This is a genomic window from Pseudomonas sp. CFBP 5748 (genome assembly GCF_053850495.1).
On sequence record NZ_JBSPTN010000007.1, the window covers coordinates 132,740 to 158,599 of the forward strand.

Annotated in this window: 24 protein-coding genes and 2 tRNA genes; 3 read left to right on the forward strand and 23 right to left on the reverse strand. The window is 56.5% G+C overall.

What is annotated here, in order from left to right:
• Positions 1 to 122 precede the first annotated feature (122 nt).
• Complete coding sequence (locus tag ACWNZ1_RS17710; RefSeq protein WP_280944608.1) at positions 123 to 1,730, reverse strand: methyl-accepting chemotaxis protein; 1,608 nt, start codon at positions 1,728 to 1,730, stop codon at positions 123 to 125.
• 261 nt (positions 1,731 to 1,991) lie between these two features.
• Positions 1,992 to 2,270: a DUF3077 domain-containing protein gene (locus ACWNZ1_RS17715; protein WP_256454070.1), complete on the reverse strand. Its 279-nt coding sequence runs from the start codon at positions 2,268 to 2,270 to the stop codon at positions 1,992 to 1,994.
• Between the two features lie 437 nt (positions 2,271 to 2,707).
• Between ACWNZ1_RS17715 and ACWNZ1_RS17720 the strand changes: the two genes are divergently transcribed.
• The gene (locus ACWNZ1_RS17720; protein ID WP_280944609.1) at positions 2,708 to 3,349 is read left to right on the forward strand and encodes a BRCT domain-containing protein; all 642 of its coding nucleotides are present in this window, start codon (positions 2,708 to 2,710) and stop codon (positions 3,347 to 3,349) included.
• Positions 3,350 to 3,778: 429 nt separating this feature from the next.
• Here ACWNZ1_RS17720 and ACWNZ1_RS17725 read toward each other — a convergent pair whose 3' ends face one another.
• From ACWNZ1_RS17725 to ACWNZ1_RS17780, 12 genes are all read right to left on the reverse strand, one after another.
• Positions 3,779 to 4,459 (reverse strand): MAE_28990/MAE_18760 family HEPN-like nuclease, encoded by a 681-nt coding sequence (locus ACWNZ1_RS17725; protein ID WP_456027775.1) that lies wholly within the window; start codon positions 4,457 to 4,459, stop codon positions 3,779 to 3,781.
• Positions 4,460 to 4,462: 3 nt separating this feature from the next.
• Positions 4,463 to 5,608 (reverse strand): DUF262 domain-containing protein, encoded by a 1,146-nt coding sequence (locus ACWNZ1_RS17730; protein ID WP_456027776.1) that lies wholly within the window; start codon positions 5,606 to 5,608, stop codon positions 4,463 to 4,465.
• Between the two features lie 58 nt (positions 5,609 to 5,666).
• Positions 5,667 to 6,992, reverse strand: a complete 1,326-nt coding sequence (locus tag ACWNZ1_RS17735; protein ID WP_456027777.1) for a DNA methylase — start codon at positions 6,990 to 6,992, stop codon at positions 5,667 to 5,669.
• 428 nt (positions 6,993 to 7,420) lie between these two features.
• Entirely contained in the window at positions 7,421 to 8,401 is a 981-nt protein-coding gene (locus ACWNZ1_RS17740) for an integrase domain-containing protein (protein WP_456027778.1), read from the reverse strand.
• A gap of 897 nt (positions 8,402 to 9,298) precedes the next feature.
• Positions 9,299 to 9,628 carry a hypothetical protein gene (locus tag ACWNZ1_RS17745; protein ID WP_038445259.1) on the reverse strand — a complete coding sequence of 110 codons (330 nt, stop codon included), beginning with the start codon at positions 9,626 to 9,628 and terminating at the stop codon, positions 9,299 to 9,301.
• 1 nt (position 9,629) lies between these two features.
• The gene (locus tag ACWNZ1_RS17750) at positions 9,630 to 10,964 is read right to left on the reverse strand and encodes a tyrosine-type recombinase/integrase (protein WP_456027779.1); all 1,335 of its coding nucleotides are present in this window, start codon (positions 10,962 to 10,964) and stop codon (positions 9,630 to 9,632) included.
• A 172-nt stretch (positions 10,965 to 11,136) separates the two neighbouring features.
• A tRNA-Thr gene (locus ACWNZ1_RS17755) sits at positions 11,137 to 11,212 on the reverse strand.
• Positions 11,213 to 11,640: 428 nt separating this feature from the next.
• Positions 11,641 to 12,873, reverse strand: coding sequence for a methyltransferase (locus ACWNZ1_RS17760; RefSeq protein ID WP_456027780.1), 1,233 nt, complete (start codon positions 12,871 to 12,873; stop codon positions 11,641 to 11,643).
• On the reverse strand, positions 12,854 to 13,543 hold the full coding sequence (locus ACWNZ1_RS17765) for an ABC transporter permease (protein WP_456027781.1): 690 nt from the start codon (positions 13,541 to 13,543) through the stop codon (positions 12,854 to 12,856). Before ACWNZ1_RS17765 ends, ACWNZ1_RS17760 begins: the two co-directional genes overlap by 20 nt.
• Positions 13,540 to 14,235, reverse strand: a complete 696-nt coding sequence (locus ACWNZ1_RS17770) for an ABC transporter permease (protein ID WP_135843218.1) — start codon at positions 14,233 to 14,235, stop codon at positions 13,540 to 13,542. The genes ACWNZ1_RS17765 and ACWNZ1_RS17770 overlap by 4 nt, the downstream gene beginning before the upstream one ends.
• A gap of 78 nt (positions 14,236 to 14,313) precedes the next feature.
• Complete coding sequence (locus ACWNZ1_RS17775) at positions 14,314 to 15,063, reverse strand: ABC transporter substrate-binding protein (protein ID WP_135843219.1); 750 nt, start codon at positions 15,061 to 15,063, stop codon at positions 14,314 to 14,316.
• A 13-nt stretch (positions 15,064 to 15,076) separates the two neighbouring features.
• A complete protein-coding gene (locus tag ACWNZ1_RS17780; protein ID WP_135843220.1) occupies positions 15,077 to 15,850 on the reverse strand; it encodes an ABC transporter ATP-binding protein in 774 nt (257 codons plus the stop codon).
• Between the two features lie 381 nt (positions 15,851 to 16,231).
• Between ACWNZ1_RS17780 and ACWNZ1_RS17785 the strand changes: the two genes are divergently transcribed.
• Positions 16,232 to 16,669, forward strand: coding sequence for a carboxypeptidase regulatory-like domain-containing protein (locus ACWNZ1_RS17785; protein WP_135843221.1), 438 nt, complete (start codon positions 16,232 to 16,234; stop codon positions 16,667 to 16,669).
• A gap of 9 nt (positions 16,670 to 16,678) precedes the next feature.
• Here the strand turns inward: ACWNZ1_RS17785 and ACWNZ1_RS17790 are convergent, their stop codons facing one another.
• From ACWNZ1_RS17790 to panM, 9 genes are all read right to left on the reverse strand, one after another.
• Entirely contained in the window at positions 16,679 to 17,125 is a 447-nt protein-coding gene (locus ACWNZ1_RS17790) for a hypothetical protein (RefSeq protein WP_265072601.1), read from the reverse strand.
• A 151-nt stretch (positions 17,126 to 17,276) separates the two neighbouring features.
• Positions 17,277 to 18,320 (reverse strand): PDDEXK nuclease domain-containing protein, encoded by a 1,044-nt coding sequence (locus tag ACWNZ1_RS17795; RefSeq protein WP_456027802.1) that lies wholly within the window; start codon positions 18,318 to 18,320, stop codon positions 17,277 to 17,279.
• A 221-nt stretch (positions 18,321 to 18,541) separates the two neighbouring features.
• Positions 18,542 to 18,949 carry a hypothetical protein gene (locus ACWNZ1_RS17800; RefSeq protein WP_256454080.1) on the reverse strand — a complete coding sequence of 136 codons (408 nt, stop codon included), beginning with the start codon at positions 18,947 to 18,949 and terminating at the stop codon, positions 18,542 to 18,544.
• A gap of 65 nt (positions 18,950 to 19,014) precedes the next feature.
• Positions 19,015 to 19,344, reverse strand: a complete 330-nt coding sequence (locus ACWNZ1_RS17805) for a DHCW motif cupin fold protein (RefSeq protein ID WP_456027782.1) — start codon at positions 19,342 to 19,344, stop codon at positions 19,015 to 19,017.
• A 121-nt stretch (positions 19,345 to 19,465) separates the two neighbouring features.
• A tRNA-Phe gene (locus ACWNZ1_RS17810) sits at positions 19,466 to 19,541 on the reverse strand.
• A gap of 102 nt (positions 19,542 to 19,643) precedes the next feature.
• Positions 19,644 to 19,916, reverse strand: coding sequence for an oxidative damage protection protein (locus ACWNZ1_RS17815; RefSeq protein WP_135843226.1), 273 nt, complete (start codon positions 19,914 to 19,916; stop codon positions 19,644 to 19,646).
• Positions 19,913 to 20,980, reverse strand: a complete 1,068-nt coding sequence (mutY, locus tag ACWNZ1_RS17820; protein WP_135843227.1) for an A/G-specific adenine glycosylase — start codon at positions 20,978 to 20,980, stop codon at positions 19,913 to 19,915. Before mutY ends, ACWNZ1_RS17815 begins: the two co-directional genes overlap by 4 nt.
• Entirely contained in the window at positions 20,977 to 23,202 is a 2,226-nt protein-coding gene (locus ACWNZ1_RS17825; protein ID WP_135843228.1) for an AsmA family protein, read from the reverse strand. Before ACWNZ1_RS17825 ends, mutY begins: the two co-directional genes overlap by 4 nt.
• A gap of 118 nt (positions 23,203 to 23,320) precedes the next feature.
• Positions 23,321 to 23,719 carry an aspartate 1-decarboxylase autocleavage activator PanM gene (gene panM / locus ACWNZ1_RS17830; protein WP_135843229.1) on the reverse strand — a complete coding sequence of 133 codons (399 nt, stop codon included), beginning with the start codon at positions 23,717 to 23,719 and terminating at the stop codon, positions 23,321 to 23,323.
• Between the two features lie 262 nt (positions 23,720 to 23,981).
• On the opposite strand from panM, the gene ACWNZ1_RS17835 reads away from it, so the two are divergent.
• Positions 23,982 to 25,643, forward strand: a complete 1,662-nt coding sequence (locus tag ACWNZ1_RS17835; protein ID WP_135843230.1) for an OFA family MFS transporter — start codon at positions 23,982 to 23,984, stop codon at positions 25,641 to 25,643.
• Positions 25,644 to 25,860: the final 217 nt, after the last annotated feature.

Consider the following 25,860-nt stretch of genomic DNA (forward strand, 5'->3'; position numbering starts at 1 on the left):
GGGAGCTTGCTCCCGCTTGAGTGCGCAGCACTCATAAAAAGGAGCTGCTGCGCAGCCCTGCGGGGCGGTGCGACGTTTCGCTAAATCCCCTCGCCATAAACGTGCGATACAGCCCTGCTTGATCAGATCTTGAACTGCTGCACCGAAGCCTGCATCGACCCCGCCGCATCGTTCAATTGATCCGCCGTTTGCGTCAAATTGTGAATCGAACGGGTGTTCTCCCGAGACTGTTCGGCGATCGACTCCACTCGCTTGGCCATCTCATCGCTGGCCTTCGATTGTTCGGCAATGGTCTGGGAAATTTCCTCCACCACTTCGGCGGCATGCCGGGCGCCGGTGCGGATTTCGCTGATGGACACCCCAGCCTGCTGGGCCAGGTTCACGCCTTCGTCCACGCGGCTGACGCAAGCCTGCATATTCGCCACCGCATCCCGGGCGCTGGTCTGGATGCGCTCGATCATCGCGGTGATTTCCTGGGTGGACTGGGTAGTGCGTGCCGCCAGGTTACGCACTTCATCGGCCACCACCGCAAAACCGCGTCCTGCCTCGCCAGCGCGGGCCGCTTCAATGGCGGCGTTGAGGGCCAGCAGATTGGTTTGCTCGGCGATGCTCTTGATCACCTGAATGATGGAATGAATGTCTTCGGAAGAAGCGTCCAGGGCCGTGATCTTGCCGGACGACTGGTTGACCACCTCGGCAATCCGGTTCATGCCTTCCACCACCCCGAGAATCACCTGGCCACCACTACTCGCCAGTTGTTCGGACTGCGCCGAAATCGTCCGAGCACTGTCGGCGTGCTGATGGATCTGGCTGATGTTCGCTATCATCTGCTCCATGCTCGCTGCCATGCTGGTCGCGCTATGGGCCTGCTGATCGGCGCTGGACACAATGTGCCGTGCCGTATCGCCCAAGGTCCGGGACGTGCCGTGCAACTCATCGCTCTGGCTGCGGATCGTGGCGATCATCTGCCGCAAATTGGTCTGCATCTGCTCGATCACGCCTTGCAACTGGCCCAGCTCATCTTTGCTTTGAGCCCCCATCGACCGCTGCAAATCCCCTTGGGAAATCGCTTGGGTATTGAGGATGATTTTATTCAGCGGCGTGAGCACCGCCTTGAGCAGGCTCCATGACAACAGCGCCAACGCCACGCACGTGGCCAGCAACGTCACGATCAGCCAGCGCTCCGACATGTGAATACTCTGGTCCTGATGCTGGCGAGACGACTGGGCCTGGTTTTCGATCAGCTCGCTCACCACCTCGTTGCGTTCCTCCAGCGCCGAAAACGCCCCGTCGAACTCTGTCCGCAACGCCTGGCCATCCTGCGCACCACTCAACGCCTTGCCGATCACCTGCTTGGCCTTATCGATGTAGGTATCGATTTGTGGTTTCAACTCGACAATGGCCTTGGCGACAGCCTCCGGCAACCTCGCCTCGGCGTTCTCGGCAATCACCTTGCGCATGCGTTGCGAATGCTCGTCAAAAGCCTCCAGCACCTCCTTGGCCCCCTGCGCATCCCCCGGCTTCACCAGCAGAGCGGCCAGCACATCGGCACGAATGGCGTCGTGCATCATGTCCGCCTCCATGTGCTTGCGCATGGCCGAAATACTGGTCTCGTTCTGCACCAGGGCCTCGGTCATGGAGTGATACCCCCACAACCCGATGCCGCCGAGCAACAGCGCAAAAGAAAGGCTGACCAACCCCGAGCCTATGACTTTGGTGCGGATCTTCATCGCATGCTGCTCCTGGAGCGGGGAATTCTGGGAAAGTGTAGTTGAGCGCGAGCGGAGCCTTGGGACAGGTCGTGCGCATATCTGAAGCTATCGGCGGGGAAAATGATTAGATGAGGGTTCCGCCGCTCCCCGTTGCGGGGGAGCTTGCGCCCGCTGGGCTGCGAAGCAGCCCTTCTCTAACTTGCACCCTTTCTCGCGGCGCTACTACAGATTAAAGCCCAATGCTGCCCCGCTCAGTGAGCAGCATTGCACCAGCAGCTCTTAGGCAGGATTACTCCCCGGCGCCTCCAGCACCTTTACCACGTCATCGATGACGGCCTTACTCATATCCTGCAAATAACACGACGCCCAGGCGTACCGATCCGTGCTGCGAATCATCGCCGCGTCCTCGGCCAAGACCTTGGCGACGTGGAGCAGGTCGGAAGCGTGGGACAGGGCTTCGCTAATGGGGATGCCGCTGTTGACGCGGAATAGCGGGCGGTCGGAGTGGTAGGAGAAGGGGGTTAGGCCTGGGGTTTTGAGGTCTTGCGGATTTGGCATTGTCTGGCTCCTTGACTGTGAGAGCCGCAACCGTCCTTTCCTACGGGATTGGGTGGCGGCCATGCACGGGGTAGGAAAACCGGGAATCAAGGCACCCGGCACACCCGAAGGTGTCCCGCGCACAGCCGCCATAACGCATATCGCAGACACAAAAAAAGCGCCTGCAATAGTAAGCGAGGCGCAGCTGATGCGCCTTGATTTACTTCGGGTTTCCTACGCCCGGTCGCTGAATTGGCAGCGACAGTTGGAGGGTAGCGGTCGATCGGATAGGGGACAATCGTGGCGCGATGCTGGCGGGGTTAGAAATTGTGTGTCCGGGATTAACGCATCACCGGTACGAGGTCAGGTCGGATAGCGCGAGCTTGCAGCTGTGTGGCGGAGTGCTAGCTTTATGACATTGCCGCATCCGAGCCAACACCATCCAAGGAAAGCTCGTAATGGATCTACACAACGAATTCGAAAACAGTAAATTCTTCCACCGTGCCCGCATTGATCGACGCGCTGCTGACGCATTGGTCGGGCTGGCGGCAGGGATTGCGGCAGATGGCTTGGTGAATACCACCGAAGCGGTTTTCCTGAAGCAATGGTTGGAAAGCAATCTGGCGCACCTGAACGATCCGGTGATCAACCTGCTGTATTCGCGTTTGGCGTGCATGCTTCAGGACGATGTCTTGGACCAGGATGAGTCTCTTGAGCTGCTTAATATCCTGCATGGCTTTTCTGGAATGGACATCGAGAGACCAAAGGTCGGCGGTGCTGTTGCCGTTGCGCCTACGGATCTTCCATTCAACTTGCCGGCCCCTGATTTGGTGTGGGATGGCCGGATGTTTGTGTTTACAGGTGTCATGGCCTTTGGGCCGCGCAAAGACTGTCAGGCGTTGGTCGAGGAGCGGGGTGGTTTGATTGGGGGCGGTGTGAGTAAGAAGGTGCATTACTTGGTGGTCGGCAGCGTGGGCAATGAGCAGTGGCGCCACAGCACCTATGGAACGAAGATCATGAAGGCGGTAGAGCTGCGGGAGGCGGGCGCTTCGATTGCCATTGTGGGTGAGGACCATTGGCAAAAGATGCTGTTTGGTTGAGATTGCTTCGTTCGTTGTGTTCCAAGCAGCCCTTTGTCTTGGCTGGTAGATTGTCGGTGGGTTTTACGGCCTCATTGCGAGCAGGTTTTAGCGTGTGGATGAAAAGTGGATGCTCCAGAAACAACAAAGCCCTCGCATTTCTGCGAGGGCTTCGTTTTGTATGGTGCGGCACCAGGAGTCGAAAAAGCCAATAACCTATTGTTAATTAATAGGTTTTATAGTTGTATTAAAAGTATATCTCTAAAAATACCCTTTTTGTCATATGTACGTAAAGGGTTTTGAAATGGTCGAAATTAAAAAATACCGAATGAGATTTACGCTACTGCCTTATTGTTGGTGTTGTAAATAAATGTAAGGCTTTTCATGATTGGATTGCATGTGTTGCTTGGTTATAAGTGTTTATTTGAAAGCTAAGATGCGTCTTTGTGGTTAGGAAAAGTTTGCAAGGCGAATGCCTATCGTCATGTCTATACATTCTCCAAGTGTTCTGAATTTATCTATATAGTCGATCAGGTCTGCGCCAGACGGAGGAGTTTGATGCCGTCCTGTATGCGCACATACGTTTCGCATCTCTATAAAGGATGTAAGAAACATATCAAGTTGCCCATGGGATTTGTTTAAGTCATTTATCGAGCTCCATCCTTTATCTATCTCTAAGCCTGATAGTAGTGTTGAAATTGTTTCGGTGCCAGGATTGGACTTTGTGTTGGCAAAAGATTCCCAAGCGAGATAATATTTCGGTTGATCAAGGGAGCCTAGCCTTCTAGTGAGATCCTGAGATATTGATGTCGATTTGAGCTTTTTATCCCTTTTGCTCGCGAAAACTAAAGCTTCGGCCCCTCCCGAATAATGTTTTAGTCGCATGCTTAATGGTATGTTGGCTAGAGGCTTGTTAAGGCTGTTAATGGATTCCACATACTCTCTAATCACATCCTTCAAGTAACTTTCAAAATATCCTGAGAGCAAAACTATAATTGAGCAACTAACCGCATTCGTACTTGGAAGTTGGCTTGGTTTAAGTGCTTCGGGAGAGGAGAGTGATTGGGCAACTGTCTCAATGATGTCTAGAGACGATAAATATTCATCTGTAGCAACAAAGCAGTTTGTCATGGATTATATTTTCTTTTTGTTTATGTGTGAGTTGAACATGGACTTGGCTTTGTTGATTCTGGTCTTAATGGCTCCTTTACCATTTGTGCCGCTAGAGATAGCCTTAAGAAACTCTGCGTCATTACATAGGTTGGCAAAGTCGGCTTTTACCTTTATGGCTATTTCTTCTGTGATAGCGTTAGGCTCATAATCCGAGAGGCCGATCATTATTGCTTCTGCAATAGGAAGAGACGGAGGGCCTTTCATCATTTTTGATGGGTTTCTGAAAGAGTTTGTTCCGAAGATTTTGATGCTGTTTAATACCGCGCGCTCAAATCGTTTCGCGTCTGATGATGCGAGGCTCGGGTCTGCAATATATAGCTTATTTCGTTCCTCCATAAACTCGCCAAGGTAGTCTTTAAACGTTGTATCCATCTTTTCTGGTTCAGATAACGCGAAAAACCGCAAAACAATAGAAAGATCAATCATCTTTTGGTAGATAGGGTTTGACTGAGCCTCAATTGGGTCTGTTGGAATCTCCCAAGCTTTGCAAAAATCGGGATGCCTTGAAAGTTTATGCAGGGCGTCAGTGAATGGGCCCCTAAACACGGCGTTTCTGACTTCCATTTCGTTGGCCCTAACTCCGCCTGTATTTAGACGATCAAATACATCATATTTAATGGCGGGAGAGGACTCTTTAAGTAAAGCAATGGCTGAAAGAAAGCGTCGTGTAAGATGTTTGTCCAATCCTCTTTTGACTAAGTCATTAAATCGAAGGCCATTTAAATCGTCCCAAACAAGTAGCCCCTTCAGAGCTAGTGTGTTGTCTAGAAAATTTTGTATTGCTGTAAGCCTTTGCCTGCCATCTAAAACAACATAGAATCCATAGTCATCCTCACCCAAAAATACAGGTGGAATTGGCACATTCATTAGAAGTGATTCGATTAAACGAGATTGACGTTCCTCATCCCAACGATCGCGGCGCTGGAATTCAGGATTGATTTTTATATTGTCTGCAAGCATTGCCGGTAAAGTAGAAATAGGTATATCTAGCTTTTGGGTAACAATCTGTCGCATCTGAGCTTTATATTTTTTTTCAAAGCCTGAAAGACCTTCTCCTTCTGGCTCCATTTCAATAACGTCTTTATCTTGAATATCTGAATCGTTCATCTAATTTTTCTCTCACGGCAAACATAGGATGACTGAGTCAAGAGTAGCAAAAATATCATCAATCGTTTTGAAAGCAGAGCACACTTTCAGTGGTGCTTCTATTGCTAAGGTATTTTTTAGATTTAAGATTGACTCCAACCATGGATCTAGACGTTTTAAAGTCTTCGCGACGGACAGTTTTTAATCCGAATTCCCTAGCCATCTCAGACGTTATTGTTGGAACATCATTGTGGATTTCTTTGTAATAAGAGTCCTGAGAAACCAAGAAGCAAAATTTTCCTGGTTTAAGAACTCGAGAAATCTCGTGGAGTGAGCGTGATAATGAAGAAAAATACTGCAAGTGATTTTTAAAATAATAACCTTTTGATGCCTTGGATGGATGATTATACAATGCATCTAGGAAGTTCAAACATGTATTCCCCCACTTGCTTTCGACTTGGTTGGCTACTCTTTCGACAGTTGAGGTGCCTGTAAGGCTTCGTCGTAAGGTCTCAAATTCTCTTTGTTCATATCTGATAATCGCCAGTTCAATAGTAGTAGAGACGGCGTAGTCAATCCTCGTGCAATATGGAGGTGACGATATGATGGCGTCAACAGAATTGTCATGTAGCGTAATTTCTTCAGCATTACCAATCTGAAGTTTAACGTTCGATTCTGCTTCTCTGAAATTAGCTCCTGAAGACCCTTCTCTGCATATTAAAAGCTTAACTTCTTCTACAAAAATATTGAAAATGGTCTCTTGTGATGGTCGTTTTCGGTTGAACTTTGTTTTCGGATTTTTTACCCATGTTGGATTCGATGGTATAAAGTCAGAAAGGAGTCTCCGAACTGTTCGGAATAGTGAGACATAAAAAAAGGCGGCTAATGGGGAGACTAGATCCATTGCCTTATTGGTGTCGAGCTTTGCATACGAGTTGTTTGAGACAAGCAAGCGATTTATTTTTGACTCTAAAATACGAATCGGTATTGCGCTGCAAGAGGGGAACCATGTTAACAGTGGATCACCTTTGCTTCCGTCGTGGTAACTATTGGAACTGCGTGCTTGTTCAACTAACGATTGTGCTATGGCGATTAGGCTGGGGTGTTCAAGCGGTGAAAGCAGTCGTGCTTTAGCCACTAAAACCATAGAGGGATTCAAATCAAAACCAATAGCATCATAGCCATTGTTGAGTGCCGAGCGTGTAGTCGTACCGCTTCCGTTCCAAGGATCGAAAATTATGGAATTCGAGCTCAAGCCGAGTGTGGATAGCAGATTATGTGAAAACTCGCTGGAGTAACCCGCGTAGTACGGGAAAATCCTTGATTCTTTTGACGCTTTAGGATCCTTGTAAAGCTTCGGATTTGAAATCGCTACGCGGTCGATGGAGGTCGAATGGAGTTGCATGGATACGACTCTTCATGTGCAAGGTGGGGCATTGACCAGAGTAGGTAGCAGTGATGGGCCTCATGTCTGGGATCCGCGATATCTGATCTTACGCCACGAGGTGTACTATTTCCAGATCGTCCCTGAGTAGGAGTGTGGTCTATTTTTCTCCTAGGCATCATGACCAAGCGCCCAAGCTTTTCCCAGACGCTGAGCTACCAATTTTACGGTTAGCTCGTAGTAATACCTTGTGGATTTGGCTTGCTGATTCTGGAGCTGCGCTAGAAACCAGACGAGGTGCTTTCGCTGCCATGTCCATGGATTTTCCCGCCGCCACCGTCTTGCAATCGCATTCTGAATAAATTTGGCTTGGCGCAGATGGCGTTGGCGTGTGCTTTGCGAACCGGTTAGAACGCTTGCTAGAAACAACTCCATGTCAAATGATTTGCTCATGTTCGACCACCGATGTAAGCCGATACCACGTCGATACGACCGTGTCCGAGTTCATAGCTGATTTGCACTCGGGCCACTTGATCGAGGTGTCGATCGAGTTGGTAGCAATTACCGCCGTTGATGGGCGCGGGATGATGGGTGATTTGCTCATAGCGTTCGCAAGCATAGGCTGCTCGCAATTCGTGGAAGCCTTTGAGGTTGTGCTTATGGAGGTTGTCCCGTGCGAGGCGGACGATCCTCTGTTGGAAATCTAGGTAGCTTTCATCCGGTGCAAGCAGGTTGCGGCTGCCGTCGGGCGAGACCTGATGGGCGAATGTCAGGGCATCGCGTATGTGATCGTTCATCATGATCCAGCGAGGTGCCGACGCACCTGAGCGGCCACCTTTGGTGCCATCCTGGATGTTGATCTTGTCGTAGTATTCAGCCTCACGTTTTAAACGCGGTAGGTCCGCCAAAATGGCCTCGCGTAAGCGCATGCCAGTGGCTCGCGCCATCCGAGCGATGGCCGCCGCGCGCGGCATTTGGTGTTCGCAGAGCACGTCGACGATCCGTTTCACATGTTCGCGGTCTTGGCCTTGCGGCACCGAGCGACGAACACTGGTGCGCTGCATTCCCAGCGCCTTGCTCGGACTCACGACCTTCACATACTGATCACCGCGAAGTGCAGTCATTGTCCGGTTCACGCTGGACAACCGGTTTTGCGCAGTCGCGATGGCAATCTCACCATGTTCAACTTGCTGCCGGAGATACCCGGCGTAGTTCAGCAAGGTCTGCCGATCAATCTGCCGCGCATCGTTAAACCCTGGTCCAGCCTCCGACCGACACCAGTGTACAAATGCCTGCCAGCGATCACTGTGCGCTTTGACCGTGCCGTAATGCCCGCCGCCAAACATGTCCCGCAATGCCTGCGGTCCGGCATAGCTCAGTTGCCGGCCATAACCAAAATTGCGGCCATCTCGCTTGCCCACCAGTGCCATGATCAAACTCCTCTTGAAGCCAAACCGTTGAAACTTCCCCCACGTCATCCCGCCAAGAATGTTGAGTGTTATCAGGGATCAAGGCCCCTGCGACCTGTGAGGGTTGTCCACTAACGCGGGAGTGGCGGCTCCTTACGACCGGGAGCTTGGGCATCTCATGATCTGGCCTCCTGAACACTTCCGAGGAAGTGGGCGGGTGGAGGCTGCACTGGCTGACGAGACCAGCGCCGCGAGATCCTGAGTCAGGTGAAGGCAGTGAAGCGATGACCGGGGTATGCCTGACTGTCAGTCAGGTGCAGTCCATTCCTTGGGCTGCGGCACCATCATCTGCATCGCTGTTGCTGGTGACTTCGGTGTTTGTCACGCCGATTGTCGCGAGGGGAAATGCCGCAAAGCCTTGTACGAGTTGGGCTGCAGCAGCGGTAGGAGCGCCCGTCTCTTTCCGGGAGAAAGAGACGGGCGCAGGTTGGCGCAATGAAATGGCCAAGCGGATAGGTTGCTGCAGGGCAGCTATGAAAGGGAATGAGTTGCCGCAGTGGGCACGCTGGTAAAAGTAGGCATCCATCACATCGCTGTGACCGTGCGAGCCGCCGGACGCTAATCGCACTTTGGGAGAACCACCACGGTGTGGCGTAGCCTTAAAGGTTCTGGCTACCTGGGGTTGCTGTCAACGACAGCGCTTTGCCCGATCTTTTCTACGCCTGTGGATAATTCGGGTCAAGGCTCGAGTTCTCGGGAATTCTGCGGCTGTGGATGAAATTATCCACCGGTGGAAATCTGTGGTTTTCCACAGACAGTTGCGTGGGCTTTAGATTTTTTAAGTGAGGTCCATCCAAGCAGGGCGGCTTTGCAGCCCTGTTTGGATGGACCCGCGTGGCAGAGCAGATTGCGAGAGTCTTACGGATGTACGCTTACTTTACTGCGGCACTTTAAAAGCCAAAGCAGTGTTAGCACCGTCGGCCAAAACAACGTGTTGAGAACGTCGTGAGCGCTTGCCTGCCAGCGCCAGTATCCGAAGCTTCCAATATCGTCTCGCCGATCTACCCACTCGCCTGCACACGCAATGATGAAAACAACCAGCCAGCCAAGGTATGGCCTGAATCGTCGAGTGCCAACGATCAACGTCAAATAGACCGCCATGCCCAAATAGATATGCAGCGCGTCTTTTGACAGTCCGGTTGCCGACACAATGGCGAGCTTGATGCTTTGTGCGGTTGAGATATCCATATCAACTCCTCCTCTCTGCGCCAATGCCAGGCTTCGCCTTTATCCGAGTAACGTTATCTCCAATCTGGTTGGCGAATTCGTGTGGAGTGACATGCTCCTGCCGGTTGGCCTCCAAGTACCGGCTCCACCAGTTCATGATCAGCCTGCGCTCCTCGATGAACTCGGCCTTGTGGATGTAAGCGGCGCGGACGTTGTTGCGTTCCTTGTGGCTCATCTGCCTTTCAATAGCTGTCTCCGACCACAGCCCTGACTCGATCAGTGCGCTGCAGGCCATCGAACGAAACCCATGTCCGCAGATATCGGTTTTGGTGTCGTATCCCATCGTCCGAAGCGCGTTGTTCACGGTATTTTCGGACATGGGTTTCCAGGGCTTGGCATCGCCTGCAAACACCAGGTCGAATTTACCGGTGAGTGCGTGGATCTGTTCAAGCAGGGCCACTGCTTGCGGCGATAAGGGTACTAAATGGATATCCCCGGCCATCTTCGTACCCCTTGTGGAAAAAGGTACTCCCTCCAGCGCAGGTCGAGTGTCCGGTATCTCCCAGGTGCCGCGCTTGAGGTCGAACTCGCTCCAGCGTGCGAAACGCAGCTCGCTGGATCGTACAAACACATGCAGCGACAGCATCACCGTCAGACGGGTAAGTGTCCGGCCTTTATAGGTGTCGATCCGTTCCTGCAGTTCCGGCAGTCGCGATAAGGGTAGAGCGGGGCGATGTACCACCCGCGGGGCTTTGATCGAGCCTTCGAGATCGTAAGCAGGGTTTATGGTGATAAGCCGGAGGCGCTTTGCCTCGCGCATGATGCTCTGCAGGTAGTTTTGTACCCTTAAAGCAACGTCGATCGTTCCGCGCTTCTTGATCGCTTCCAAGGGCTGCATAAGGTCATGGGTGTCGAGATCAACAATGGCGCGGGCGCCAATCAGCGGGAATACGTGGGTTTTGAGGCGGCTCATCACAGTCTTGGAGTGGCCTGGTGCCCACTTGGCCGACATTTCCGTGTGCCAGTCCAGCGCAACGCTTTCAAAGGTTCTGCCTTTGATCACGGCTTCCACCTTGGCTTGGTGCTTGGTCTCTATGGGATCAATGCCATCCGCCAGCATTCGCTTGACCTCCAAGCGCTTGCGGCGCGCATCGGCGAGGCCAATGACGGGGTAGTTGCCGAACGAGGTCAGTCCTTCCCGTCCGTCAGGTTTGACGTAACGGAGCCGCCAGCCTTTGCGGCCATTGGGTTGGACTAGGAGGTAGAGGCCATCGCCGTCGAAAAGCTTGTAGGCGCGGTCTGTAGGTTTTGCCAAGCGGCAAGCTGCGTCGGAGAGCGGAGCTGTGGTGCGCGACATAAGGGTACTCCCTTTTATCGAAGTGACCTGTATCCCAAACTCTACCCTTAAAACGGTTGGAATCCACCAGTTTCTGACGGAAACCGATGGAACGCCAAAACGAAAAAACCCGCCAGAAGGCGGGTTTTTCGGGGGTTCCAGAGATTTTGAAAGCCTTCTCTGGAACCTTGTATGGTGCCGGCACCAGGAGTCGAACCCGGGACCTACTGATTACAAGTCAGTTGCTCTACCAACTGAGCTATACCGGCGTGTGGGCGACGATTATAGCGATTGGGTGCGTTCTGTAAACCCCTGAATTCTGACTATTTTTGCATGGGGTTCGACGCGTTGCAGGGGGGCGGTGATATTCAAGGGGCGTCGGCGGGTGAAGCTTCTGCCGCGCAGTACCGGGGGTGTTTGTACGACACGGCTGTTTTGGGCGTAACTACTGGCCTCGGGCCGTACGAAATTCGTCGGTTATGTCGTTTCGCTCAGACGCTTATGCACAATGGGAAGGATGAAGCGACCGGCACCTTGCGATTTTGTGACAGCTTTCTCGTTTGCTCGCAAATGCCTGTTTTCATGGTTTTTTATCCATGTGAACAAAAAATGACCAGTCTTGAATCGGTCAGGAAATCGCGGGTTTCTTGGATCCAGGCAGATTCCATCAACAGAGTTATCCACAGGCTGTTTCGCCTCAGTAACGCTCTGCCAGCAACATCAGATTTCGTGGCGTCAGAGGCATTTCGCAGAAGGTGCCCAGGCGAACGTCGTAGCCTTTTTGGGTGAGCAAAAGTGCCCGATCCAGTACCAGCCAAAGCTCCAACGGCCGTCGGAAAAGCCCTCGCACCAATTCCAGATTGCGCACCTCGGCCAGGCGTTGATAACCCGCCGTTTCCAATTCGGCCCAATCCGGGGAGCCGACTGTGGATAAATCTTTCAGGGCTGCCAGATCGATGCAGTACTGGGCGAAGGACTTTTCCAGCCAGGCACTGGGTAACGAAGGGGTTGGCAGGTAATCCTCGCACCCGCGGATTTGCCGTTGCAGCAGGTCGAAGCCCAGGCGCCAGGCCATGGACTGGTCCCGTTGCCGTCGGACGCGTGCGCCAGCGGTGACGGTTTCGCTCATCGGCAGGCCCAGATCCTCGAGCGACAGGTGTAGGGCCGAGCCAAAGGCTGCGTCGGACAGCGGTTGATAATGCTCAGTGCTGATGCGGTTGTAGCAGCACGGTGCGATAGCCAGTTGTCCACAGCCGGTGGCGCTTGCCAGGTGTATCAATCGCACATGCAAGTCGCCGCAGGCATGCAGCGCCACTGGCGTGTGTGCGGGGCGGATCGCCTGGGCTGCGTCTGCCGCCAACACGTCTTGGCGCAGGTGTGTGGCGGGCAAGTAATGGCGTTGGCTCAGTTGCTGGCCGCTGGCGACCAGGGCCGGGTTGTATTCCAGGCAGGTCAGTTGTTGTTCGCCGTGCACCAGGCGTCGGCCGAGGTGGCCTTTACCGGCGCACCAGTCGAGCCAATGAGTCGGTTCTGTGGCGAAGTTCAGGCGGCTGGCGAAGGCTTCGATCTGCTGCCACTTGCGGCCGGGCACGTCGACGTTGAGGCGGTGGGCCGGCGGTTCGAGCATTCGGGTCGGTAATTCCGCGACAGCACTCAATGCGCGGGAAAGCGCTGCCAGCTCTGGAAATGGTGCTGGCGCATTCTCGATCAACCACGGCTGATGATGGTCGTTTTCCGCCTCATCCAATGAACGCTGGCGTAGCCATTGGGCCAGTTCCGGGTGGGACTTTTCCCAGGGCAGCTGCAGATGGGTGAACGGACGCGGTTTCCACAGGGCCTGGTGCTCCGTGAGAAAAGCGTCCAACGCGGTGAAACGAGCGAGCAGCGCCTCGCCCGTCAGCACGCCGCTGTCAGCGCCCTTGGCAGGCATCGACGCGCAACCAGCGCTCCAGTTGCTTGAAGCCTTGCACCAGCAGGACCGACATCAACAGGTAGAACATGCCGGCCGCGAAGAAGATCTCCACCGGCAGGTAAGTCCGGGCAATGATGGTGCGGGCCATGCCGGTGAGTTCCAGCAGGGTCACGGTGCTCGCCAGGGCGCTGGCCTTGAGCATCAGGATCACTTCGTTGCTGTAGGCCGGCAGGCCGATGCGCGCGGCGCGGGGCAGCATGATGTAGAACAGCGCCTTGGGCCGCGACATGCCCAGGGCCCGTGCGGCTTCGATCTCGCCCTTTGGGATGGCCTGGATCGCGCCGCGCAGGATTTCGGCGATGTAGGCGGCGGTGTGCAGGGTCATGGTGACCGTGGCGCACCAGAACGGGTCCCGCAGGTAGGGCCACAATGCGCTGCTGCGTACGGCATCGAATTGCGCCAGGCCGTAGTAGACCAGGAACAGCTGAACCAATAACGGCGTACCGCGGAAAAAGAAGATGTAGGCGTAGGGCAAAGCCCGCACGTACCACAGGCGTGAAGAACGGGCGATGCCCAGTGGAATCGCCAGCAGCAGCCCGGCGATCACGGCGATGGTCACCAGCTCCAGGGTCAGTGTGGCGCCCTGGGCCAGCTTCGGCAGCCACTTGATGATGACTTCCCAGTTCATTGGGTGCTCCTGGTAAATCCACGGGCGGCGCGTCGTTCCAGCAGGTGCATGCCGATCATGGCGAGCACTGTCAGGCCCAGGTACATGAGCGCTGCCACCATATAGAAGGTGAACGGTTGCTTGGACACGGTCACGCCGATTTCCGCATGGCGCATGATTTCTTCCAGGCCGATCACCGAGACCAGCGCGGTGTCCTTCATCAGGATCATGAACAGGTTGCCCAGGCCGGGCAGGGCGATGCGCCACATTTGCGGCAGGATCAGCCGGGTGAAGATCCGCGACTTCGATAGGCCCAAGGCCACGCCGGCTTCACGATGGCCCTTGGGGATCGCCAGGATCGCGCCGCGAAACACTTCGGTGGCGTAGGCGCCAAAGCACAGGCCCAGGGCGATGACGCCGGCAGCGAAAGCGTTCAGGGTGAGGTCGGGGTTGCCGAAGTACTCGCCCAAGGCACTCATCAGGTTGACGGTGCCGAAGTAGATCAGCAGTACCCAGAGCAATTCCGGGACGCCGCGCACCAGCGTCGAATAAGTCCCGCCAAGCCATTGCAGCGGCTTGTACGGGGAGGTCTTGGCCAAGGCGCCGAGCAGGCCGAGCAGCAGCCCCAGGCACAGGGCCGAGAGCGCCAGTTTGACGGTCATCAGCGCGCCGGCGGCGAGTGCCGGGCCGAATCCGTAGAGATCGATCATCATGGGTGTGTGTTCATATCGCGGCAGGCTTTGCTAAGGACCGGTGCTGCGGGGAAGCAGCACCGGCCAGGCACGTCAGCATCAGTAGATGCTGAACGGGAAGTACTTGTCGTTGATCTTTTTATAGGTGCCGTCGGCGACGATTTCTTTCAGTGCGGCGTTCAGTTTTTCGCGCAGCGGGTCACCCTTGCGTACAGCAATGCCGATCTTGTCGCTTTCCACCAGTGGGTCGCCCTTGAATTCGTAAGCTCGGCCGGCATCGGTTTTCAGCCAGTCGTAGTTCGCGTACTTGTCCGCCAGGATCGCGTCGACGCGGCCGGAGGTCAGGTCCAGGTAGGCGTTTTCCTGGGTGTCGTAGAGCTTGGTGGTGACGCCCTCATAATTGTCTTCAAGGTAAGTGCCGGCCAAGGTGGAGCGTTGTGCACCGATGATCTTGCCTTGGAGCGAGTCTTTGTCGGTTTTGAATTCGACGTTTTTCGGCGCGATGAATTGCAGTTTGTTGGAGTAGTACGGGTCGGTGAAATCCACAGCCTGCTTGCGCTCTTCGATGATCGACAGCGACGAAATCAGGAAGTCGAACTTCTTGGCGAGCAGGGCCGGGATGATGCCGTCCCAGTTGGAGGTGACCACTTCGCATTCGACTTTCATCTTGGCGCACAGGGCATCGCCAATGTCTTTGTCAAAACCCACGACCTGGCCGCTGGCGTCTTTATTGTTGAACGGCGGGTAGGCCGCTTCGATGCCCATCTTCAGTTTGTCGGCCGCCATGGCGTTGGCCGAGAACACCAGGCTGGCGGCTGCCGCCAGGAGGAGTTTCTTGTAGATCTGCATGGGTACTGCTCCGTTAGCGGTTGCTAGACATGAATTGTTTGCAGCGCGCCGAAAGCGGGTTCTCAAAGACCTGCTGTGGCGATCCTTGCTCCTCGACCAGCCCCTGGTGGAGGAACACCACTTCGCTGGAAACCTGGCGGGCGAAACCCATTTCGTGGGTCACCAGCAGCATGGTGCGACCTTCTTCGGCCAAGGCGCGGATCACACTAAGTACTTCCTGGACCATTTCCGGGTCAAGAGCGGAGGTGGGCTCGTCGAACAGAATCACCTTGGGCTTCATCGCCAAGGTGCGGGCAATGGCGGCGCGCTGTTGCTGGCCGCCGGACAGCTCGGCGGGGTAGGCGTGACGCTTGTCGGCGATGCCGACCTTGGCCAGCAGGGCTTCGGCCACTTCGACGGCTTCGGCCTTGCTCTGGCCAAGCACGCGGCGCGGTGCTTCGATGATGTTGTCGAGCACGCTCATGTGCGGCCAGAGGTTAAAGTTTTGAAACACAAAACCGATCTCGCTGCGCAGGCGGTTGATCTGTTTGCCGTCGGCGGCCACCAGCTCACCGTTTTTTGCCGCCTTTAACTTGAGTTCTTCGCCGGCCACCAGAATCTGCCCCTGGTTGGGGTTTTCCAGCAGGTTGATGCAGCGCAGGAACGTGGACTTGCCGGACCCAGAGGAACCCAGGATCGAGATCACATCGCCGTCGCGGGCGGTCAGCGAGACGCCTTTGAGCACCTCCAGCTTTCCATAGCGTTTGTGCAGGTTGCGGATTTCAAGCGCGGGCGTGGCCTGGGCCATGTGCGGTCCTCATGGTGTGTGCTCCCTTGTTGTTGGCGGCCTTCCAGGGCGAGGCGGCCAAGCTAGCATGCGTCCGAATGGCCGCCAACAGCGCTACGGGTGGTAAACCGGTGATGCGCGGCAGGTTGTCGCATAGGCGCAGCAGACTGTCGCGCCATCAACAACCTAACGGCCGTGCAAACCCTGTCTGCCGGTGAAGATCCCGGGGGAGTCGCGTGAAAAAAGGCGCGATGGTGCCAGCTTTGGGCGGGGGTTGGAAGGGTTAATCGGATGAGCGTGCCTATTCCAATCCGCAGTCGGCCCAACTTCCAATCGATCTAAACCGGAACGCTCCTGAATTCATCAAAAGAGATGGCTTTCCCAGAATCAGGAGTTGCCGCCATGAAGTCCCTCTACTGTCTTATCGCCATCGGCGCACTGCTTTTCCCCGTCACGCTCAACGCCACCAACCTCGCCCCAATAGACAGCGCAGGCGTGCAAGTCCAGCCGTCACAACAGAACGGTATCGCCTACTTGTCCGGCGGTATCGGCGAGGATGAAGCCCGGGCCATCGGGCAGGCCCAGGGCTATAACCTGCACATGACATTTGCGATTGGCGTGGAAAACAAATACATCCCGGATGTGGATGTCACCGTGCAGAACGCGTCGGGGCAAACTCTGCTGACGCTGGAAGACGCGGGGCCGCTGGTTTACGTGCAATTGCCGCCGGGCAAGTACACCGTGGTGGCGACCCGCAACGGTGAGGCACGCCGCGACACTGCCGAGGTAGGCAGCGGCGCCGCACGCAATCTGGTGTTCCATTGGAGCGGTGACGAATAACCGAAGGGCTTATTCGCTGGCAGGCGCTTCCATCGATTGGCGATACCGATCCAGCGCCTCGCTGAAGTCCTTGATGAACTCCGGGGTGCTGAGCCAGCGTTGCGCCGTCTCGCGGTCCATCTCGTCGACCCACATGCGGTAATCCACCAGCATGTCGGCGGCCAGGTTGGTGGCGGCCATGCTTTCGTTTTCGGCGTTTTTCAGGTCCAGCAGGCTTGGGCGTTCGCTGATCATCACGCTCAGGGACGCGAGCAACGTGTCGAGCATTTCGCTGCGACTGATGGCCTCGGCGTCGCGCAGCTTGACGAACAGCTCCAGTACGTAGACCGGCGGCTGGGCGGTGGCGTGGGCCGGGTCGCCATACATCGGGATGGATTTGCGCCCGGTCATGCGGATTTGCTTGGCTTTTTCTTTGGCGCGCTTGGCGCGTTTTTGCTGTTTGTTCAGTGAGGCCATTGGGCTTCGGTTTCCAATTCGTTAGGGGCGGTCCGCAAGGTCTGGTTAGAGAAGGATCGGCTGCGGCCGGTGATATGCAGGATAGCGTTCTTGAGGTCGCTGTTGCTGAAAAAGCGCGTAATCCTACATGGGTTTACTGAACATGCGGTTTTCAGAGGCCGGCGGTCACGTCTTCAAGTCGCGCCCGTTCGCGATCCAGCTCATGGCGCAGCTCTTCTTCCGTAGGCAGCACCAACTGGTATTGGCTGGCGAATAATTGCTCGTTACCTTGCAACACGGAATAACGCACCACCGATTCATCCTTTTGGGCGCAGAGGATAATACCGACGGTGGGTTTGTCGTCGGGACCGCGTTTGAGGTCGTCGTAAAGACGAACGTACATGTCCATCTGCCCGATGTCCTGATGGCTCAGCTCGCCACGTTTGAGGTCGACGATCACAAAGCATTTGAGCAGGTAGTTGTAAAAGACCAGGTCGAGGTAGAAGTCCTTGCTTTCGGTGCTGATTCTTTGTTGGCGAGCGATGAAGGCAAAGCCCTTGCCCAGCTCCAGGAGGAAGCCCTGTAGCTGGTCGATCAAGGCCTGCTCCAGTTCCGTCTCCAGAACGGTGCCGGCATTGGGCAGCCCGAGGAACTCCAAAACCACCGGGTCCCTGATGATATCCCTTGGGCCAAGGTCAAGTTCCTTGATATTGACGGTGGCCTCCTGTTTCACCGCAGGCCGGTCGCGGCTGGCCAGGAGGCGTTCGTAGTAGAACGTGCCGATCTGGCGCTCCAGGGCGCGGGTGGACCAGTTTTCTGTGGCCACTTCGTTCATGTACCAACGGCGGGCGTTATCGTCCTTTACTCGCAGAAGCGTGCGGTAATGGGTCCAGCTCAATTCGGAACGCACTGCGTTCCATATCGGAAACGTCTGATAAAAGTCTCGCATGTGCCGCAGATTGCGTTCATCGAACCCTTTTCCGAACCGCGCCGTAAGTACCTTGGCCAGCGTCGACAGCAGCCGCGCCCCATAGGCCGCCCGCTCGGCGCCTCCCTGTTCGAACTCGATGATATGCCGCCCGATCTGCCAGCAGGTTTGCACTTGAAGGGTGTCGACCGCGCGCAAGACCTTCTGGCGTGCTTGGCGGATCAGTTCGCCAAGCTCGTTAATCAGCGGTGCGAGCTTTGGGTCATCTTGAGGAAGGAGGGAAGTCATCGAAATGTCAGCCGTGAGGGTGGGCGGACCAAAAGGATGCTCCAGACAACGTGTCGATGATGCCGGACGAGGCTGATTGCTCGGGAGGAAAAACAACTGATTCGTGCAGGACGGATTTGACGCCGCCTTATGTCGGTTGCCCTCTGTTTGTAGGAGCTATCTCAGGAGGATGTCATCTACCGCGAGCGCCTTCATGACAAAAGCGCTTGGCAGTGTGATGGTCAGCTCGGGTCTTGCGCCAGCGCGTTGGACGCAGCGACGTAATCGGCTTGGAACTGCTCGCTTTCGACCCAGTCCAGTGCGGTCTGCTCGTCGACGTCCGTTGTCATGCGCCGATATTCGATCAGGGCGGTGATGATGAAGTCAGTGGCTTCTTCTTCGCCTTCCTGTTCCAGCACGAGTGCCAGTAGTGGATGCCCCAGGAAGACCGCGCACATGGCCTGCTGGCTGATTTTTTCGGCCGCCCGCATGACTTGGAACAGCTCCGATAAATCCACGGTTTCCAGATCGATGCGCTCATCGTTCGGGTCCAGGAAGTCGTTCGGCGCGGCGGTGCGTTGAATCCGGTTCTTCTTGGCTTTTGCTTTGGCGCGCTGGTTGCGCTTCTGCTGTTTGTTTGCCGATGACATGGGTCAGATTCCTGACATGAAAATAAGGCGATCTATCCTACAGCTTCAGGGCGAACGCTTCGAATTCAATCCACCACAAACAACGTTGCACCCTGTGAGGTTGAAGAGCGATGAGGCTCGGCCTGGTCGGCCACCTGGTAGCTCATGCCGGGCTTGAGCACAAACTGCCGCCCGTCCTCCAGTTCGGTGTTCAACTCACCCTTCAGGCAAAACAGGATATGGCCTTTGGTGCACCAATGGTCGGCCAGATACCCCGCCGTGTACTCCACCATTCGCACCCGGATGTTCCCGAACTGCTGGGTGCGCCAATAAGCGGTTCCGGTGACGCCTTTGTGTTCGGTGGGCTCGATGGCCGACCAGTCGGTGATGCCAAAGGGGGTGTTGGTGATGTCCATGTCGACTCGTCTATTTGGGGGGGAAGCAGCGAGTCGAATGTAGCTGAGTCGGTAGGGCAGAGGAAGAAACCCCACGCAATAAAAAACCCCGATCAATTTCTTGATCGGGGTTTTCGGTATTTGGTGCCCAGAGACGGAATCGAACCGCCGACACGGGGATTTTCAATCCCCTGCTCTACCGACTGAGCTATCTGGGCAACGGGGCGCATTAAACGGGTTTTTCAGGGGGTCGTCAAGCAAGTTTTCAAAAAATATTTAATTATTACCGTCGCTTACGATCCGCCCCGGTTCTGGGCAGCTTATTCGGACGGCGGCACGTAGCCTTCGGCCTTGGCGTATTCTTCGCCGGAAAAGAACTTGTCCATCTCGCCCTGAAGGTATTTGCGGTCTTCGGCGTTCATCATGTTCAGGCGTTTTTCGTTGATCAGCAGGGTCTGGTGTTTCTGCCAGTCGGCCCAGGCCTTGGCCGAGACATGGTCAAAGATATCCTGGCCTTTGGCGCCCGGAAACGGAGCGCGCTCCAGGCCTTCGAGTTCTTCTTTGTACTTGCGACACATGATGATGCGGGTCATGACGACTCTCCTGCGTTCAATACGGCGGCCGCGCGTTCGAGCAAGGTTTTGACCGGGGCGGCGAGGCCCAGGCGCGGCGGGGTGGCGAGGTTATACCAGAGCCAGTCGGCCTCGGCCACGTGATGGCCGGTTTCCCGGACCCGGACCAGCCAGGGTTCGATCGCCAACTGGAAGTGGCTGAAGGTGTGCACCAGACTCGGCATTTCCTGTTGCTTGCCCAGTTCCAGCGAGTGTTGCAGGGCCAGGTGCTGCAGGTCGTCGAGGTCGTCGAGTTCCGGCAGGCTCCACAAACCGCCCCAAAGGCCGGTGGAGGGGCGACGGTAAAGCAGAATCGCGCCTTCGCGATTGGCCAGCATCGGCATCAGCGTGCGTTTTTTCGGCACTTCCTTGCGGGGCTTGGGAATCGGATAGCGCGTCTCCAGGCCAAGCATGTGCGCCTCGCAGCCGCTTTTCAGCGGGCAAAGCAGGCAGCTGGGTTTACTGCGGGTGCAGAGTGTGGCGCCCAGGTCCATCATTGCCTGGGTGTAGGCGTTGACCCGGTCCTGGGGCGTGAAGCGCTCGGCGGTGGCCCACAGCTGTTTGGCAACCTTCGGTTCGCCCGGGTAGCCTTCCTGGGCCGTGAAGCGCGCCAGCACACGCTTGACGTTGCCGTCGAGAATCGGGGCCCGCAGGCCCATGCTAATGCTGGCGATTGCGCCGGCCGTGGACAGGCCGATCCCCGGCAACTCGGTGAGTTTTTCCACGTCACGAGGGAATTCCCCATCGTAGAGGTCGACGACGATCTTCGCGGTTTTCTGCAGGTTGCGGGCGCGGGTGTAGTAGCCCAGCCCGGTCCACAGGTGCAGCACTTCGTCCTCTGGCGCGGCGGCCAGCGCTTCGACGGTAGGCAGCGAGGCCATGAACCGATCGAAGTAATTGAGCACGGTGCTGACCTGGGTCTGCTGCAGCATGATTTCCGAGACCCACACCCGATACGGGGTGATGCCTTGTTGCCAAGGCAAATCGTGGCGCCCGTGGCGGTCGAACCAATCCAGTACGGCGGTGGAAAACTGCTCGGCTCTCATCGCTTGAACAGTCCCTTGAGCGCGTCTTTCAGCTCGGGGCTGACCTTGTCGCCCAGCTTCTCTTCGATCTTGTCACCGAGGCGGTCGCCGGCCAGTTTCGCCGCGACCTTGCCCATCCCCTCGTTGTCCAGTCGGCAGGCCTTGGCGCCCAGCTCCAGCGGGCCGCGGCAGCGCAACGGCCATTCGATGTCGACGTAGCGTTCGTTGACCTGGCAGGCCGGGTCGGGCATGTCGCTCTTGTCACCTTCGACGATGATGCCGACGCGGTAGTCCATGCCCAGCACGCGCAGGTCGATATCGCCGTTGCCGTTGACGATCATGCCGGGGATGCGCACTTTCAGGTCCGGGTTGCTGGCAACGCCATTGTGGAACGTGAGGTTGCCGTTGAGTTGCTGGAACGGCGTGTCCTTGCCCCGGGGTTCACCACTGAGGGTCTTGCGATTGAGGGTGGCGATGCCTTTGCACAATTGCTGTTCGAGGTTGGCATTGAGCAGCATGCCATCGTTGATGACGAACCCGGCGTTGCCATTGAGGCTGTCGATCAGGGCTTTCTGGCTGTTGCCACTGGCGGTTATGGCGCTGTTGAGCGTCACCAGGCCTTTGACCGGTGGATTCTTACCCTGGCTTTCGATGATTTTTTCGGCCGGCACGCGGTTGATGCGGGTTTGCAGGTTCAACTGCGGCGTGGGCTGGCGCACGTCCAGCGTGCCTTTGGCTTCGAAGTTGCCGTTGTACAAATCGCCCCGCAGGTTCTCCAGGGTCAGCAGGCCGCCAAGGCCCGTGGCCTTGAGCGCGGCGTTCTGGATGGGCAGTTTATCGAGGGTCAGTTGGCCGAAGGTCAGGTCGGCTTCCAGGTCCAGTTTGCTCAGGCGCTCCACCGGAAACAGTCGATCGTTGCTCCAGGCGCCCTGGGTCGGAGCGCTCGGCAGTGGCGTGCTGCCGGCACCGGCCATGGCGCTGGCTTCGGTGTTGTTGACCTCGGCCTCGCGAGCCGCCTTGCTGCTGTCGGCTTCGGCGGATTTGGGGGGCAGGTAGCGGTCGACGTTGAACGTGTCGGCCTTGAGCTGCACACGCAAGGATTGCTTGGCGAAGTCTTCCACGACGATACGACCGTTGAAGCTGCTGTCGTCGACTTTCAGGTTGAGGTCATTGAATTCGGCGCTGGTCGGCGTACCGGCAATGCGGCTGACCAGCTCGACCTTGCTCAGGCTGCCTTCGGCCATGGCCGGCAGTTTCTGGCCGATGCTATCGACAAAGTTTGCCAGGTCGAACTGGGCGATCGACATGCCGCCACTCAATTGCGGCGTTTTGTCGAGGTCGTTGACCTTCAGTTCACCCAAGGCACGCAATTGGTTGAGGGACAGCTTGATGCCGGTCCATTCGGCGACGTTTGCTGCCTTATCCAGGAATAGCTGGCCTTGTGCGGCAAAGTTCAGGGTCTTGCCCTGCAATGGGTCGCCTGTGGCTTCGCCGGACAGCTTCAGGTCTTCGAACTTGTAGCGCTGCAAGGCGCGTTCGAAGCGCAGTTCGCCAGTGAGTTCGGTACGCACACGCACGGCTGGCTGGTTGCTGGACAGGAATGCGGTAAGGGTGACCGGGATGTTGGTGGAGTCGTGGACCGCGCCGGTGCTCAGCTGGATGCTTTCGGCAGTGAACAACTTGCCGGTCTGCTCGTCGGTGTATTCGATCCGGGCGTTGTTCACGGTCAGGCTGTCGATATCCAGGCGGGTCGGCTGGGCCGGTTTTTCTGCCGGGGTGCTGGTGGACGGGGCTGGCTGCTCGGCCGGTGCCGGCGCACTCGCTGTTGTCGCAGAGGCGGGTACCTTGCCGATGTCTTCCCAATTGCCGTGGCCGTTCTTGTCACGGTTGAGTCGCAGGTTCAGGCCTTCGACCCGGACGTCGCTCATCTGCACTTCCCGACGCAGCAACGGTATCACTCGCACCGACAGGCCGAGCATCTGCAGGTCGGCGAAAGGGTGTGTCGGGTTGGCCAGTGTGGCGACGCTGGCGTCATGTAACTCCAGACCCAACCATGGAAACAGGCTCCAGCCGATGTCGCCATTGAGCGTCAGCTCAATGTGGGCCTTGTCGCGGGCTATCTGGCGGATCTCTTCTTTATAGTCGTTGGGATCGAAGAGGTGGGTCAGGGCAAAGCCCAGGGCCACAATGATCAGCAACAGCCCGAGAAGTACCAGACCCAGGATTTTGCCGAACGCTTTCATGGGCGAGTCCTTGTAGGTTGAGTTCAAAATTTAGCCTGGGAGTATAACGCCCTCAATTGCTGGCGCGTTGGGTGATCGTTTCTCGCTCCCTCGCCACGGGAATTGTGTTCGGCCTTAATTAGCGTTCATCCAGCGTGATCTTCAATTTGGCCGCCAGTGCTTGGGCTTCCAGATGCCCGGCTGGCGCCAACAACCGTAGCTCGGCGCCGTTTTCCCCGGCGATTCTGCGCGCCTCGCTCACCAGTCGTTCAGCCACGCCACGGCGACGAGTAATGTTTCGTACGCACATTTGGGACAAGTGCCAGACGTTCTGCTGCCGTTGCAGGCGTGCGGCGCCGAGTAGCCGGTCATTGAAACGTGCCGCGATCAGCGAGCTGTCTTCCAGGCAGCCTTGTATGAGTTGTGCGGCACCACCAAAAGGCTCGAACAGCCAGGTCGGGGCGTCGCGGTAGATTTTATGCAGGTCCTGCTGGTCCTGGCTGGTGGCTTCATTCAGGTGCTCGACAACGATGGGCATACAGATTCCTGAAAAATAAAACGGTTCACACCCTACAGAAAGTGAGTAATGGCGCGATAAGACAAATGACACAAAAAAGGTGATATCACTTTGACTCTTCTGTCACGATCAAATGGTAACCTTTGCCTGTTCGTCCGTCCTTCTGCGGCGTAATGTCGCACCAATATGGAGCTTCACCAAAAAATACAGCCATGCCTGCGTGCAATGAAGGCTGAGGGTGAGGCGTGGCTGGCGAACCATTCTAACAACTGGGGGATACACCATGAGCACGAGCATCACGGCGGACGGCATTGCCGACCAGCCTGCGTTCCTCTCCAAGGAGCGCATCATCGCCAAGCCCGGTTTCAACCGGTGGCTGGTTCCACCGGCCGCACTGGCCATTCACCTGTGCATCGGCATGGCCTACGGCTTCTCAGTATTCTGGTTGCCACTGTCCAAAGCCTTGGGTGTCACTAAGCCTGTGGCTTGTGCGCCGGATATGAGCTTCATCTCGCAAGTCTTCTCGTCCCAATGTGATTGGCCGATCTCGATGCTCGGCTGGATCTACACCTTGTTCTTTATCTTCCTGGGTTGCTCGGCAGCCATCTGGGGTGGCTGGCTGGAACACGCCGGGCCGCGCAAGGCGGGTGTTGTATCGGCATTGTGCTGGTGCGGTGGCCTGCTGATTTCCGCGTTGGGTATTTATACCCACCAGATCTGGCTGATGTGGGTCGGTTCCGGAGTCATTGGCGGTATCGGCCTGGGCCTGGGCTACATCTCCCCGGTTTCGACGCTGATCAAGTGGTTCCCGGACAAGCGTGGCATGGCCACCGGTATGGCGATCATGGGCTTCGGCGGCGGCGCGATGGTAGGTGCTCCGTTGGCGGCAGCGCTGATGAGCCACTTCGCTTCGCCGACTGGCGTGGGTGTATGGCAAAGCTTTTTGGTCATGGCCGCGATCTACTTCGTGTTCATGATCGGTGGCGCCTTGTCGTACCGCGTTCCGCCGACTGGCTGGAAGCCTGAAGGCTGGACCCCGGCACCGAAGAAAGCCGCGAACGCGATGATCACTCATCGCCACGTTCACGTGAACGTTGCCTGGAAAACCCCGCAGTTCCGTCTGGTATGGCTGGTGCTGTGCCTGAACGTATCCGCCGGTATTGGCATCCTGGGCATGGCTTCGCCACTGTTACAGGAAGTGTTCGGCGGTAAATTGCTTGGCACCGACCTGCCTTTCGGTCAACTGGACGCTGTGCAACTCGGTCAAATCGCTGCCATCGCGGCCGGCTTTACCGGGCTGTTGAGCCTGTTCAACATCGGTGGGCGGTTCTTCTGGGCATCCTTCTCGGATTACCTGGGCCGCAAAAACACCTATTTCGTGTTCTTCGCCCTGGGCTTTGCCCTGTACGCGCTGATCCCGAACCTCGGTCACCTGGGCAGCGTCGCGCTGTTCGTGGCGGCGTTCTGCATCATCCTGTCGATGTACGGCGGCGGTTTCGCCACTGTGCCGGCCTACCTGGCGGACCTGTTCGGTACGCAAATGGTTGGCGCGATCCACGGTCGCCTGCTGACTGCCTGGGCTGCGGCAGGCGTGCTGGGTCCGGTACTGGTGAACTACCTGCGTGAATATCAGTTGAGCATCGGCGTTGAACGCGCCGCGGCCTATGACATCACCTTGTACATCCTCGCCGGCCTGCTGGTGCTGGGCTTCCTGTGCAACCTGCTGGTCCGCCCGGTCGCCGACAAGTACTTCATGACCGACGCCGAACTGGCCGCCGAACAGGCGCTGGGCCATGACAAGGGCGCCGACAGCAGCACTTCGCTGGAATGGAAAGCCGCGCCGGGCACCAAGCCTTTGGCGATCGCCGCCTGGCTGGTGGTGGGCATTCCGTTGGCGTGGGGTGTGTGGGTGACCCTGCAGAAGACGGCGGTGTTGTTCCGCTAAGACTGTTGCCCGAACCCTCAAGGTAAGGGCAACTCTAGTGTGGGAGCGGGCTTGCTCGCGAAAGCGGTGTGTCAGTTGACGATGATGTCGACGGATACGCGGCCTTCGCGAGCAAGCCCGCTCCCACATTTGATTCTGGGTGATGGCAAGAATTGCTTGTATGGACATGTCTATCACCGACAGCCCAGGATTCAGCCCGTCAGGGATATCACCTCCC

What these genes read in the sequence shown, in the direction of transcription:
- ACWNZ1_RS17710 (WP_280944608.1), bottom strand. Translation starts at nt 1,730, where the DNA reads ATGAAGATCCGCACCAAAGTCATAGGCTCGGGGTTGGTCAGCCTTTCT.
- ACWNZ1_RS17715 (WP_256454070.1), bottom strand. Translation starts at nt 2,270, where the DNA reads ATGCCAAATCCGCAAGACCTCAAAACCCCAGGCCTAACCCCCTTCTCC.
- ACWNZ1_RS17720 (WP_280944609.1), top strand. Translation starts at nt 2,708, where the DNA reads ATGGATCTACACAACGAATTCGAAAACAGTAAATTCTTCCACCGTGCC.
- ACWNZ1_RS17725 (WP_456027775.1), bottom strand. Translation starts at nt 4,459, where the DNA reads ATGACAAACTGCTTTGTTGCTACAGATGAATATTTATCGTCTCTAGAC.
- ACWNZ1_RS17730 (WP_456027776.1), bottom strand. Translation starts at nt 5,608, where the DNA reads ATGAACGATTCAGATATTCAAGATAAAGACGTTATTGAAATGGAGCCA.
- ACWNZ1_RS17735 (WP_456027777.1), bottom strand. Translation starts at nt 6,992, where the DNA reads ATGCAACTCCATTCGACCTCCATCGACCGCGTAGCGATTTCAAATCCG.
- ACWNZ1_RS17740 (WP_456027778.1), bottom strand. Translation starts at nt 8,401, where the DNA reads ATGGCACTGGTGGGCAAGCGAGATGGCCGCAATTTTGGTTATGGCCGG.
- ACWNZ1_RS17745 (WP_038445259.1), bottom strand. Translation starts at nt 9,628, where the DNA reads ATGGATATCTCAACCGCACAAAGCATCAAGCTCGCCATTGTGTCGGCA.
- ACWNZ1_RS17750 (WP_456027779.1), bottom strand. Translation starts at nt 10,964, where the DNA reads ATGTCGCGCACCACAGCTCCGCTCTCCGACGCAGCTTGCCGCTTGGCA.
- ACWNZ1_RS17760 (WP_456027780.1), bottom strand. Translation starts at nt 12,873, where the DNA reads ATGCCTGCCAAGGGCGCTGACAGCGGCGTGCTGACGGGCGAGGCGCTG.
- ACWNZ1_RS17765 (WP_456027781.1), bottom strand. Translation starts at nt 13,543, where the DNA reads ATGAACTGGGAAGTCATCATCAAGTGGCTGCCGAAGCTGGCCCAGGGC.
- ACWNZ1_RS17770 (WP_135843218.1), bottom strand. Translation starts at nt 14,235, where the DNA reads ATGATGATCGATCTCTACGGATTCGGCCCGGCACTCGCCGCCGGCGCG.
- ACWNZ1_RS17775 (WP_135843219.1), bottom strand. Translation starts at nt 15,063, where the DNA reads ATGCAGATCTACAAGAAACTCCTCCTGGCGGCAGCCGCCAGCCTGGTG.
- ACWNZ1_RS17780 (WP_135843220.1), bottom strand. Translation starts at nt 15,850, where the DNA reads ATGGCCCAGGCCACGCCCGCGCTTGAAATCCGCAACCTGCACAAACGC.
- ACWNZ1_RS17785 (WP_135843221.1), top strand. Translation starts at nt 16,232, where the DNA reads ATGAAGTCCCTCTACTGTCTTATCGCCATCGGCGCACTGCTTTTCCCC.
- ACWNZ1_RS17790 (WP_265072601.1), bottom strand. Translation starts at nt 17,125, where the DNA reads ATGGCCTCACTGAACAAACAGCAAAAACGCGCCAAGCGCGCCAAAGAA.
- ACWNZ1_RS17795 (WP_456027802.1), bottom strand. Translation starts at nt 18,320, where the DNA reads ATGACTTCCCTCCTTCCTCAAGATGACCCAAAGCTCGCACCGCTGATT.
- ACWNZ1_RS17800 (WP_256454080.1), bottom strand. Translation starts at nt 18,949, where the DNA reads ATGTCATCGGCAAACAAACAGCAGAAGCGCAACCAGCGCGCCAAAGCA.
- ACWNZ1_RS17805 (WP_456027782.1), bottom strand. Translation starts at nt 19,344, where the DNA reads ATGGACATCACCAACACCCCCTTTGGCATCACCGACTGGTCGGCCATC.
- ACWNZ1_RS17815 (WP_135843226.1), bottom strand. Translation starts at nt 19,916, where the DNA reads ATGACCCGCATCATCATGTGTCGCAAGTACAAAGAAGAACTCGAAGGC.
- mutY (WP_135843227.1), bottom strand. Translation starts at nt 20,980, where the DNA reads ATGAGAGCCGAGCAGTTTTCCACCGCCGTACTGGATTGGTTCGACCGC.
- ACWNZ1_RS17825 (WP_135843228.1), bottom strand. Translation starts at nt 23,202, where the DNA reads ATGAAAGCGTTCGGCAAAATCCTGGGTCTGGTACTTCTCGGGCTGTTG.
- panM (WP_135843229.1), bottom strand. Translation starts at nt 23,719, where the DNA reads ATGCCCATCGTTGTCGAGCACCTGAATGAAGCCACCAGCCAGGACCAG.
- ACWNZ1_RS17835 (WP_135843230.1), top strand. Translation starts at nt 23,982, where the DNA reads ATGAGCACGAGCATCACGGCGGACGGCATTGCCGACCAGCCTGCGTTC.